The 11,925-nt window shown below is 50.6% G+C and carries 12 protein-coding genes; 2 read left to right on the top strand and 10 right to left on the bottom strand.

The features are described from left to right. Positions 1-13: 13 nt before the first annotated feature. The 4 genes from NT002_02300 to NT002_02285 are packed head-to-tail and all read right to left on the bottom strand — an operon-like array spanning position 14 to position 3,561. Positions 14-166, bottom strand: a complete 153-nt coding sequence (locus NT002_02300; GenBank protein MCX6828101.1) for a hypothetical protein — start codon at positions 164-166, stop codon at positions 14-16. A gap of 45 nt (positions 167-211) precedes the next feature. Continuing rightward, entirely contained in the window at positions 212-799 is a 588-nt protein-coding gene (locus tag NT002_02295; GenBank protein ID MCX6828100.1) for an alpha/beta fold hydrolase, read from the bottom strand. A gap of 3 nt (positions 800-802) precedes the next feature. Then, the gene (gene gatA, locus NT002_02290; protein ID MCX6828099.1) at positions 803-2,239 is read right to left on the bottom strand and encodes an Asp-tRNA(Asn)/Glu-tRNA(Gln) amidotransferase subunit GatA; all 1,437 of its coding nucleotides are present in this window, start codon (positions 2,237-2,239) and stop codon (positions 803-805) included. Then, complete coding sequence (locus NT002_02285; GenBank protein ID MCX6828098.1) at positions 2,236-3,561, bottom strand: glutamine synthetase family protein; 1,326 nt, start codon at positions 3,559-3,561, stop codon at positions 2,236-2,238. The genes gatA and NT002_02285 overlap by 4 nt, the downstream gene beginning before the upstream one ends. A gap of 22 nt (positions 3,562-3,583) precedes the next feature. On the opposite strand from NT002_02285, the gene NT002_02280 reads away from it, so the two are divergent. Beyond that, entirely contained in the window at positions 3,584-3,961 is a 378-nt protein-coding gene (locus NT002_02280; GenBank protein MCX6828097.1) for a hypothetical protein, read from the top strand. 18 nt (positions 3,962-3,979) lie between these two features. Here the strand turns inward: NT002_02280 and NT002_02275 are convergent, their stop codons facing one another. The 5 genes from NT002_02275 to aspS are packed head-to-tail and all read right to left on the bottom strand — an operon-like array spanning position 3,980 to position 10,785. Then, positions 3,980-5,257: a hemolysin family protein gene (locus NT002_02275; GenBank protein ID MCX6828096.1), complete on the bottom strand. Its 1,278-nt coding sequence runs from the start codon at positions 5,255-5,257 to the stop codon at positions 3,980-3,982. Then, positions 5,257-5,679 (bottom strand): rRNA maturation RNase YbeY, encoded by a 423-nt coding sequence (gene ybeY / locus NT002_02270; protein MCX6828095.1) that lies wholly within the window; start codon positions 5,677-5,679, stop codon positions 5,257-5,259. Before ybeY ends, NT002_02275 begins: the two co-directional genes overlap by 1 nt. Continuing rightward, positions 5,676-7,946 (bottom strand): HDIG domain-containing protein, encoded by a 2,271-nt coding sequence (locus NT002_02265; protein MCX6828094.1) that lies wholly within the window; start codon positions 7,944-7,946, stop codon positions 5,676-5,678. The genes ybeY and NT002_02265 overlap by 4 nt, the downstream gene beginning before the upstream one ends. A gap of 20 nt (positions 7,947-7,966) precedes the next feature. Further along, positions 7,967-8,950: a PhoH family protein gene (locus tag NT002_02260; GenBank protein ID MCX6828093.1), complete on the bottom strand. Its 984-nt coding sequence runs from the start codon at positions 8,948-8,950 to the stop codon at positions 7,967-7,969. Further along, positions 8,947-10,785: an aspartate--tRNA ligase gene (aspS, locus tag NT002_02255; GenBank protein ID MCX6828092.1), complete on the bottom strand. Its 1,839-nt coding sequence runs from the start codon at positions 10,783-10,785 to the stop codon at positions 8,947-8,949. Before aspS ends, NT002_02260 begins: the two co-directional genes overlap by 4 nt. 247 nt (positions 10,786-11,032) lie before the next feature. Here aspS and NT002_02250 point away from each other — a divergent pair, with 247 nt between their 5' ends. After that, positions 11,033-11,533: a PTS sugar transporter subunit IIA gene (locus tag NT002_02250; protein ID MCX6828091.1), complete on the top strand. Its 501-nt coding sequence runs from the start codon at positions 11,033-11,035 to the stop codon at positions 11,531-11,533. A gap of 3 nt (positions 11,534-11,536) precedes the next feature. Here the strand turns inward: NT002_02250 and NT002_02245 are convergent. Next, on the bottom strand, positions 11,537-11,925 hold a 389-nt coding region (locus tag NT002_02245; GenBank protein MCX6828090.1), incomplete at its 5' end, for a YbhB/YbcL family Raf kinase inhibitor-like protein.

Here is an 11,925-nt window from a genome sequence, read left to right as displayed (position 1 = left end):
CAAATACTCTCAATCAGTTAACTACTTTCAAAAGAAAGGCATCAAGGATGGCATTGAATTTATCCGGCGCTTCCATATTGGACATATGCCCGACGCCCGGCAGAATTTCGAGCTGTGAATCAAGCATCGTTTCATTTAATATCTTCGCCAGGGGTGCCCAGGCCATATCTTTCTTCACGACTATGATTAGAGTTGGGATTCTGACGCTGGCCTAGAGCCGCACATCATCCCGATTGGGATAATTCCCTCTCATCGGGTCGAGCCAGGGCCTGCCGCTGAAATCATTCATCATAATCGCCAGTTTATCTCTGATTTCAATATCCTTCCTGACATAATATGATAGCGTCGATTCAATGAATTCAGTTTTCGCCGCTTCCACCCCCGCGGTTTTCAGTGTCTCGCTGAAATCGCGAAATTTGGTTGCCGGCATATATCCGGAAGCCACCGTATCGGCCAGAGTCAGCGACAAAAGCCGGTCCTGATGGTCAATGGCGAAACTCAAGGCGTCGCCTCCCCCCATCGAAAGGCCGACCAGATGAAAACGATGAAATTCCAGATGTTCACTCAGATTCAAGATATCATCAGCCCGATCCTCGCGAGCGTAACCGGTTTCAGGGCCGTCGGAACGGCCGTGGCCGCGGGCATCAAAGACAATTACGCGGTATTTCCTGGAAAAGTATTCCACTTGTTTTTCCCACATCCGATGATCAAGTGTGAAGCCATGAAGAAAAACCAGCGGTGTACCGTCGCCGCTCTCTTCATAATATATTCTTACCTTGCCCGAAATGATAAAAGGCATAATCTATGCTCTCAGTTTCTCCAAACGCGATGCCGCCTGAAAGAGTGACAGCTCATCGAAGGCCCGCGCCATGAATTGGATTCCGACCGGACGGCCATCGGCAACGGTGCCGCAGGGTACAGATATTGCCGGAATTCCGGCCAGATTGGCCGGTGCGGTGTAGATATCAGATAGGTACATCGCCAGCGGGTCGGTCAGCCTTTCCCCCATCCGGAAAGCCGCCGTGGGTGAGGTCGGCGTGATCAGCAGATCTACTTCCTCAAAAGCCTTTTCGAAATCGATGCGGAGCAACTCTCTCACCTGCTGGGCCTTAAAATAATAGGCCTCATAATAACCGGCGGAGAGGACATAGGTACCAAGAAGAATTCTTCGTTTCACTTCCACCCCAAAACCGGCCCGGCGAGTTTTATTATACATGGCGATCAGCTCATCATCCTTTTCACGAAGGCCATATCGAATACCGTCATATCGGGCCAGATTGGAGGAGGCCTCCGCATCGGCGATGATATAATAGATGGCAATCGCCAGGGGGCTGTGGGGAAGCGAAATCTCCCTCACCTGATGACCGTTCTTCTCAAACAGCTTTATTGCGCTTTCAATATTCTCTGCTACATCAGCATCCAACCCTTCCCGGAAAAATTCCAGCGGGATTCCAAATTTAAACTTCCGCTCGCTTTCAACGAGCGATGGATAATCGGGATGATTGAATGCCACCGAGGTGGAATCGTTTTCATCCCGGCCCGAGACGACACTGAAGGCCAGAGCAATATCATAGCAATTTCTCGCCAGCGGGCCGATCTGATCCATCGATGAGGCAAAGGCCACCAGACCATAACGGGAAATGGCACCGTACGACGGTTTAAGTCCGTACACCCCGCAGAATGCGGCCGGCTGACGCACCGAACCGCCCGTCTCCGACCCAAAGGCAATCGGCACGATGCCCGAGGCGACTGCCGCCGCCGAGCCGCCGGAGGAGCCGCCGGGAACCAACCCCTCCCCGACCGGATTCTTCACCGGCCCATAATACGAGTTCTCATTCGAGGAACCCATGGCGAATTCATCCATGTTGGTCTTGCCGATGATGATGGCATCGGCTTCAATCAATCTTCGCGCACAGGTGGCATCATAAGGAGGGATAAAACCGTCAAGGATATGCGAAGCACAGGTGGTGGGATAATCGGTCAGGCAGATATTATCTTTGAGTGCAATCGGGACTCCGGCCAGGGGGCCGATTTTCTCGCCGGCGGCGATCTTGCGATCAACCGCCTCCGCCTGCTTCATGGCCTTCTCCCCGGTCAGGGTAATAAACGCATTCAGACCGCGGCCGGTGCTTTCAGCCGCAGCCAGCGCCTCGGAGCAGATTTCGACCGCACTGAACCTTTTCTTTTTCAGGCCGTCGATTATTTCGCTGGCCGGCAGATTATGGTTGTCGGCTATCACAGGAAAGGCAGATATTTGCTTATTTCATAGTCGGTGACATTGATGCGATATTCGTCCCACTCCACTTTCTTGTTGGCGATCAACTGCTCAAAGATGTGGTCACCGAGCGCTTCGCGCACCAGTTTTGATTTTTCGGTTTCCCTGATGGCGTTTTCCAGCGAATCCGGAAGAGCATCTATCTTTTTCTTGGCGCGTTCCTCGGCCGTCATAGCAAAGATATTCTCCTCCACCGGATCCGGCAGCGCATATTTCTTTTCGATACCGGTCAACCCGGCGGCCAGCATAACGGCGAACGCCAGGTACGGGTTACAGGCCGGATCGGGAGAGCGAAGTTCGACCCTGGTTGATTTTTCATGCCCGGTTTTGAACATCGGCACCCGCACCAGGCTGGAACGATTGCGGCACCCCCACGAGATATAAACCGGCGCCTCAAAACCTACCACCAGTCGCTTGTAGGAGTTCACCCATTGATTCAAAACCAGGGTGATTTCCTTGACATGAGTCAGAATTCCGGCTATGAATTGCTTGGCCATTTCGGAAAGATGATAGGGATCGTCCTTGGCATAGAACAGGTTGGTGTCCCCCTTGAAAATCGACATATGGTTGTGCATCCCCGAGCCATTTTCGGCGTGGAGCGGCTTGGGCATAAAGGAGGCGTAAATTTCATTCTCAGCGGCGACCTCTTTAACGACAAACTTATATATCTGGGCGAAATCGGCCATCACCAGCGCCTCCTGGTACTTCAAATCGATCTCCTGCTGGCTGGGAGCAACCTCATGGTGTGAGCATTCCACCGGAATCCCCAGCAGCTCCAGGGCGGTCGTGGTCTTCTTGACCACCTGTGTCCCCAGGTCAAACGAGCCATAGTCGAAATACCCCCCCCGGTCGAGAATCTGAGGTGTCAGTTCATCCTTGAAATAGAAAAACTCCAATTCCGGCCCCATATAGGCGCTCAATCCCTTCTTGGCCAGCTTTTCCAGCATTCTTTTGAGAGCCCAACGGGGGTCGCCGGCATAGGGGGTGCCGTCATGGTTCTGGATATCGCAGAACATCATAGCCGTTCGCTCGCCGCCGATATCCCAGGGGATGATGCGGAAAGTCCGCAAATCCGGGATAGCCATCAAGTCCGATTCCTCGATACGGACAAACCCCTCGATTGAGGAGCCGTCGAATCCCTGCCCCCGCTCCAGAACCGTCTCGATTTCGGAACGGGTGATCGACATTCCTTTCAACCGCCCCAGAATGTCGGTAAAGTTAAGCCGGATATACCTGACTCCGGCATCGTCGATTAATCTTAAAACATCTTCCTTTGTTTTCGTCACCGTCTTTTCCTCCAACCTGAGAATGAAAACTAAATTTATGCTTTTTATTTTTCAAATCAAATCAAAATTAAGGCCCAAAATTGGTTGTGACACCCTTTACGGCGCAGCGGGAAATTTGATTGATATATCAGGAGGGGGTGGGCGGGAAGATGAAGTAGATGGCAGAGGTCTTTCTGCCTTCTGTTGGAAAAAGCAAGGGAATTCGATATTTGAAGCAATTTCCCGGGGCGAGGAGTGGATATATCCGCAGAGGGAGGATTTTACACTGATGAAAATGTCTTCGATTTCTGCACTAAATTGGGCCAACAGAAATCGTGGGGTGAACTCAATCTCGAATTTAGCAATCGTAAGTTTGAATTTAAAGTCATATTTGAAGATGAGGCTAAGCGAGAATTACTAGAAATATTAGATAGCTAAGTTAAGCCTCGGGCTCCTTATTCACCCGGACCTTGACCGAGATTATCCTTTGCCCCCTGACTTTATCCACTTCGATTTGAATATCTTTCCATTTCAATTTCGTGCCGACCGCCGGCACCGATCCGACCAGATCATAAATAAGCCCGCCGACCGTTTCGAATTCCCCGGCATCATAGTCAAGTTTCAATTCCTCGACTAATTCCTCAAGCGAAATCCCGGCGTCAACCAACAATGAATCATCCGGCAACTTCACCATCTCCGCCGATTCATGATCATGCTCATCCTGAATGTCCCCAAAAATCTCTTCCAGAATATCTTCCATGGTCACTAATCCCGAGGTCCCGCCGTACTCATCAACAACAATCGCCACATGCACCCGGCTGGCCTTGAACTCGGCCAGCAGGTCGCTGATTTTTTTTGACTCCGGGACAAAATGTACAGGGTGCATATATTGGGTGATATCAAAAGAGGTCTCATCGACCGGAAGCGGAAGGCGCGTGAAGAGGTCCTTGATATAGAGAATCCCGATAATCCTATCGAGGTTTTCATCATAAACCGGGAAACGAGAGAAACCGAATTCCCTGGTGAGGTTTCGTACATCCTGCAGACTGATATTCTTATTCAGTCCTTTCATATCAATTCGCGGCACCATCACTTCGCGCACCTCGGTGACATCGAGTTGAAATATCTGTCCGATCATCTCTTTCTCGTTTTCCTCGACAATCGGCTGGCCCACACCGGCCTGCTCCGCCAGCGATTCAATGGCCCGCTCCACAATATCCTCTTTCTGTTCCTCGGTCACATTCTCGGGATAGGGACGTAATGTCTTTTCATAAAGACGGATAAAGGGACGGAACAGACGATATAGAAGGGCAAACAGGGGAATATATTTCAGAACCGTACGATTGACATGATGCAGTGCCCGCTTTCGAGGAAAGTACTCCATGAAAATCAGATATAAAGTCCAGACGGCCAGAAGGACGGCCATGAAGGTAATGGTGGAATTATACTGATACTTCTCGATAAGCACTTGTGCGAATAGGATTGCCAGAAAAGAGGTCAGCACCATAACGAAGGACTTGATTATGACCGTAATCTGCAGCGATATCCGCGGGTTGGCCACCGCCTCGGAAAGATACCGCCTGCTGAACGAGGACATCCTGGCCGAAATGGTCGCCAACTCATCCTGGGCGAGATAAGCCGCCAGCGAATGAAGTGAAAAAACATAGCCGAGATAGTATATAAAAATAATCAGGGCCGGGTAAAGCAGCAATTGCATTATTTGATCCTTCCCAGATAATGTCGTTCCCGGGCCTCCATAACAGACCGATCACTATCCCTGATATGGTCATAACCAAGAAGGTGCAACGCCCCATGACAACAGAGCTGCAGAATTTCGGCGGTCAGGCTGAGGCCATCTTTTCCGGCATACTTACCCGCCGTTTCAATCGATATATAGATTTCGCCGAGCATGGAATCCTTGACTGATACATCATTAATATTGAAAGATAGAACATCGGTTGCTTGATTAAGGCGGCGGTATTTTCTGTTAAGCTTCTTTATTCCCCTATCGTCAAGGAAAATAATATTGACCGTGGTTGACCTGACCTTTTCCCCATTGGAAATGGCCGCCAGCAGGGCGGCAATTTTCTTGCGGGGAATTCTGCCTGCGGCGGCGGCAATGATATTGCCTCGAATCATTCCTTCTCCTCTTTCTTTGGATATTCTATTCGTGAATGAAAAACGCCGGTCAGAATTTGTGTAAACGATTCGGTGATATCGGCCAAATCTCTGAGCGTGAGTGGGCAATCCTGCAGCTCGCCCGACTGGATACGTTCGCTTATGATGCGCTGCACCAGGTTTCTGATACGGGCCGGCTTCGGCTCGGAAAGAGTACGACTGGCCGCCTCGACCGTATCCGCCAGCATGACGATGGCGGTTTCTCTGGTTTGCGGTCGCGGGCCGGGATAGCGATAATCATCGACCGAGGGATCTGCGATCCCCGCCTCTTTGGCCTTGTTCAGGAAATAGTTCATGGTCATGGTGCCATGATGCTCCTCGATAAAATTGAGCACTTCATCAGGGAGATCGGCTTCCTCACCGAGCCAGCGACCTTTCTTGACATGCGAGGCCAGGATAATGGCCGACATTGAGGGAGCCAGACCATCATGCTTTGATTTGATTCCGAGTTGATTTTCTACGAAGTACTCCGGAATTTCAATTTTCCCGATATCATGATAGTAGGCGCCGACCCGGGCCAAAAGCGAGTTGGCGTCAATCGCCTTAGCGGCCGCTTCGGCCAGATTGCCGACCAGAATGGAGTGGTGATATGTTCCCGGCGCTTCCAGAGAGAGTCTTTTGAGCAGCGGGCGGTTGAGATCCGAGAGCTCAAGGAGCGTGATGTCGGTTGTGAAACCGAACAGCGATTCAAACACCGGCATTATCCCGATTGACAGAAGCGGTGTAATGATGCTGTTGGCCAACCCAAAACCAAACAAATTCAACAGCTGCCCCGGCGGCGATACTTTGAACGACTCCAGGAGATATATCAACGCTATATAGGTAATCGATAAGTAGGCAATAGAGCGGAAAAATTCGGCGCGATTCCTGACTCTCTGCGTGGAATAGCAAGCCACGGTCCCAACGATAATGGTAATCAGAACCAGGGAGAAATTGAATCGGTGCAGGACGCCCAGCAATAGGGCCAGAATGAAGGTATTGAACGTGCCGATCTGAGCATCGAATAAAACCGTTACCAGAAGAGAAAATATCGCTATGGGAAAGAGATAGATCGAGAGATCGAGCCTGATACCGATCAGGTAGATGAGAACCAACTCCAGACCATAAATCAGAAATAATGAAAGGATTTTCGGATTGGAGAGGTAAATCCGGCGATGGAAATAGTACAGATACAGATAGAGCATCAAGAAAGAAATCAGAATCAGCAGGAATCTGGCCAGGACCGGCAGATAAGGCGCATACCAACCCTCGCCTCTGGCCGAGGTCTCCATCTGACGGTACATCGATTCCATTATTTTTTCCTGGCGATCGCTGATACGACTTCCCGCCCGGGTAATGATCTCCCCCTGCATAACCACTTCACTCACGGGTGAAATCTCGGCTCTGGCCGCCTCCTGGCGTGACTGCATCTCATGAATATCCACCGCCAGGTTGGGAATGATGAAGTGCCGCCCTAATTCATAATAAATGTCGACATCGATGGAATCGCTGATTAATCGATTGTTGAGCGCCGCGAGAAAATTCACATAGGCACGCGGAACATCCAGGAGCTTGTCCCGCACCAGAAAAACCTCTCTCTTATCAATACTTACGATTACCGGGCGAATTCTCGGTTCAGGCAATGACTCCATGCTCGGCAGCACGCCGGAAAAATAGATGTCGTCTTTCAATATTTCCTGAATGACCGTCCTTACGTGGAAGATATTTCCCCCACGAAGAAGTTTCGTAATCACGCCGCCGTCAAGAAAAGGAAACCGGAGGTTGATATCGTTGCTCATGAAGGCAATCAAACTGTCGGCATTAATTTGCATGCGGGCACTTTTCGGTTTGGCTCTTATGATTTTGACCGCGGAATCGACGCTGTTCATAAATTGGCTCAGGCGGGACAGGACGGAATCCACCACGCGGCTGTCGTATTTGAGAAGTATCGGAACGGCTTCAACGGCCGCTTTCCTTTCTTCCTGCATTTCCTGCGGCGATTTAGCGACCGTAATCTGAAAAGGAGCGATAATGTCATCAAAGGCAATCTCCCCCCTCCTGGGAAAATCGAGAGGGAAAAAGAGATTCTCGCCCGGATAAAGGAGGGCAATAAGTAATGCGGCCGTGATGAGCAGAATGAATTTTTCAATCCGGCTGCGTGCGCCCGTGGCAGGTGACTGACGCGTCTCCGCCTTGACCTTGAGAACTTTCTTGAAAAACCTTTTGAGTTTTAAAAGGATTCGATACATATCGGAGAGACGGCTCTCCCCTACTCCTTTCGACGGCCCTTCTCATATCGTTCATAGGCACGGATGATTTTCTGAACGAGAGGGTGACGGACGACATCCTTGTCCGACAAATAAACGAACTTTATCCCTTCGATTCCGGTCAATATCTTCTGAATTACAATCAACCCGGAATTCTTTTTATCTTCCAGATCAATCTGGGTTACATCGCCGGTAATAATTGCTCTGGCCCCCTCACCCAGCCGGGTCAAAAACATCTTCATTTGGGCCGGGGTGGTATTCTGGGCCTCATCGAGGATGACAAAAGTATTGTTCAGTGTCCTTCCGCGCATGAAAGCAAGAGGAAGAATCTCGATAATACCGAGTTCGATCAATTTCTTGATTTTTTCGGCGGCCATCATCTCATGCAGGGCATCATAGACGGGTCGCAGATACGGATCGACCTTGGCGCGGATATCTCCCGGCAGAAAACCGAGCGACTCCCCGGCTTCAACAGCGGGACGAACGAGGACGATCCTGCTGACCTCATGGTTCTTCAGGGCCGCCACCGCGACCGCAACGGCCAGGTAAGTCTTGCCTGTTCCCGCCGGACCGATGGAAAAGACAATATCATTCTCGGCGATAGTATCCAGATAAACCTTCTGCCCAACCGTCTTCGGCCGCACCGTCTTCTTGAGCGCGGCATTGGCCATTTGATTGGCGGCAATTAATTCCGCCGGGCCGCCGCCGGCTTCTTTAACCATTTCCATGGAATAATTGAGATATTGCTCCGTTATGAAAGCTCCCTGTTCCAGGCGAGCCATCAGGTCTTTAAAGAGACTGACCACCTGCTCCACCTCCTCCGGTTTTCCCTCGATTGCGATTCTGTCGCCGCGGGCGACAATGGAAGCGGTGAAACCCTTTTCAATGGCCCGAAGGAAAATATCGTTCTGCCCGAACAGCAACCTCGGGTCGAGGCCTTCAAGATAGACAGTTTTGGATATTTTCTGTTCTGTTTCCGTACTCATTTGCCCTGCGATATTATGGAATCATCCAGGCGCAGTCCCAGTTCACGCAACTGCTCCGGGTCGATGTCCGAGGGTGCGCCATCCATCAATGAGGCGGCCGAGGCGGTCTTGGGAAAGGCGATCACCTCGCGGATACTCTCGGCGCCGGTCATGAGCGCCACAATCCTGTCCAGCCCGGCGGCAACACCTCCATGCGGCGGGGCGCCGTATTCAAGAGCCCGCAGAAGAAAACCGAACATCCTTTCGGCCCGCTCGTTCGATATTCCAAGAATATTCAGCACCTTCTGTTGCAGCTCGCGCCGATTGATTCTTATGCTGCCCGATGCCAGCTCCGTGCCGTTGAGCACCAGATCATATTGCTCCGCCCGAATTCTCCGCAGTGGATGATCCGGGTGACCCGGAGGCAGTGTGGTGCGATCGGCTTCATCCAGAAAAGGCAGATCCTCCTCGACCGGATTGGAGACTATATTATGCATGGCATCCAGGCGTTTTTCCTCTTCATTGTATTCAAAAAGCGGGAATCGTGTCACCCAGAGAAATTTCCAGCTCTTGGCATCTATCAGATTGTGCGCTTTCCCCAGGTGCAGTCTTATCTGTCCCAGAATCGATTCCGCCTTTAATCTCTTATCGGAAATTATGAAAAGGGCATCACCGGCCGCGACCTCGGCTTCGGCGCAGATTAGGTCTTTCAATTCCTCGCCGATGAATTTGGTAATCGGCGACCGGTCGCCGTCCTTATGCTTCAATATATAGGCCAGTCCGCCGGCGCCCAGGTTTTTTGCGAATGCTGTAAGATCATCTATCTGCTTGCGGGAATAATCGGCTCCTCCTTTAAGACAGATACCCTTGACAACGCCGCCATTTTGTATGGAATCGGTAAAGACCCTGAACCCGCAATTCCTGGCTAATTCCGTGAGGTCGACGATTTCCATCGCAAAACGGATATCCGGCTTGTCGATACCCCAGCGGTTCATCACCTCGGCGTATTCAAACTGCGGGAATGGCGTTTCAATTTCAGCATTCAGTACCTTCTTGAACAGGTGCGCCATCATTCCCTCAGCCACCGCAAAGACATCCTCTTTGGTAACAAAGGACATTTCCAGGTCAATCTGGGTATGCTCGGGCTGACGATCCGCGCGAAGGTCCTCATCGCGAAGACAGCGGGCCAATTGGAAATAACGGTCAAACCCGGAAATCATCAGTATCTGCTTTAGAAGCTGCGGCGATTGCGGCAGGGCGTAAAATTTCCCTTTCTGGTTGCGACTGGGGACAACATAATCGCGCGCCCCTTCCGGCGTCGAGCGCATCAGGAGCGGCGTTTCAATCTCCAGAAATCCCTGGTTCGAAAGATATTCTCTTATCGCCATCGTGCAATGGTGCCGCACCCGGATTTTATCCTGCAGCGGTCGGCGCCGCAGGTCAAGATAGCGGTATTCCAGCCGGAGAACCTCGCTGGCATTGGTGTCATCTTCTATTTCGAATGGGGGGGTCTTTGATTCCGCCAGAATATGGAATTTATCTACCGCCACCTCAATTTCACCACTGGGAAGATTCTTATTCTCGGTCCCTTCCGGCCGCTTCTGCACTTTCCCCTCAACCGCGACCACAAATTCGTTGCGGGCTTTGGCGGCAATGGCAAAAACATCCCCCTCAACCTTGGTGGGATTAAGCATTACCTGAGTCACTCCATAGCGATCCCGAATATCTATAAAGAGAAGGCCTCCCAGATTACGGTATGACTGCACCCAGCCATTAAGGATTACCGATTCTCCAATATTCCCCGAGTTTAATTCGCCGCAAGTATGTGTTCGCTTCAGTTTTTCAAAAGGTGGCAATGAGTCTCCAATAACTTTATATCGTTTATATATTTAGTTCGGCATATAAAGAGTCTTTTTAACCATTTTCAGGCTCTCCTCAGCGCCCGAAAGTAACTAAACTGCAATAGAATGTCAATAGGAACAATACTGGACAAAACCTGTTATCATTTTCTAGATTATGCCTAACTTACGGCTTGACATTTCGATAGCAGGCACTATAAATTCTTCATTTTTATAGGCTTGCCGTCGATAGAATAGATTAAGTATGAATATTTCGCGATTTCTAAAAGAAGAAATGATTGTCCTGGATTTTCAGGTCGAGCAGGAAACTCCGCCCGAGGATCCCCTTTCGCACCGCTGGAAAGAAAGAAACAAAGAACGAATTCTGGCCGATCTGGTCAATATCCTTGACCTCTCCGGACGAACCGGCAACAACTGCAAGCTCCTGACCGACTTCATCAACCGGGAGCGGAAGGCCTCGACCGCCATCGGTCACGGAATTGCCGTTCCACATATCCGGTCGATGCAGGCCAAAGAATTCATTATGGCCTTTGCCCGCGTAAACGGGGGTTACGAATTTGACGCTCCCGATGGGCTTCCGGTGCAACTTTTCTTTGTCATGGCCGCCCCCCCTTATGATGACAGCTTTTATCTCAAGGTTTTCCAATCCCTGGCCACGGCATTGCGATATGAATCATTCCGACAGGAATTGATAACCGCTTCGGAACCGTACGATATAATCCGCGCTTTCAAAAATATTGAATAGGCTTTATTTTCTCTGATATTTCCCCATCAGAGATGCTTCCGCGACAATATGTCCCTTCATCCTTTCCAGTAAAACTTCCTTAGTGACACCCCTCACAACGGTTTCTTTGTCGATCTTCAACTCGATATCGAGCGCATACAGCTTGAAAAAGTAACGGTGCGGTTTTCCTTTGGGAGGGCAGGGACCGCCATAACCGTACTTGCCGAAATCATTTTTCCCCTGCGAAAATGTCTGAACCCGGCCCTCAACCCTGACCACCGGATTGACTGCCTCCATGATTTTCTCGGAAAGTCCTCGCGCATAAGGGGGGATATCATAAAGCACCCAGTGCACCCAGGTTCCGGCCGGGGCGTCGGGATCATCACATATTAAAGCCAGCGATTTTGCCGAAC

This window comes from Candidatus Zixiibacteriota bacterium, assembly GCA_026397505.1.
In the GTDB taxonomy this organism is placed as follows: Bacteria; Zixibacteria; MSB-5A5; order GN15; family PGXB01; genus JAPLUR01.
The sequence above is the reverse complement of the archived record's forward strand: the minus strand, read 5'-3'. Positions and strand labels throughout refer to the sequence as shown.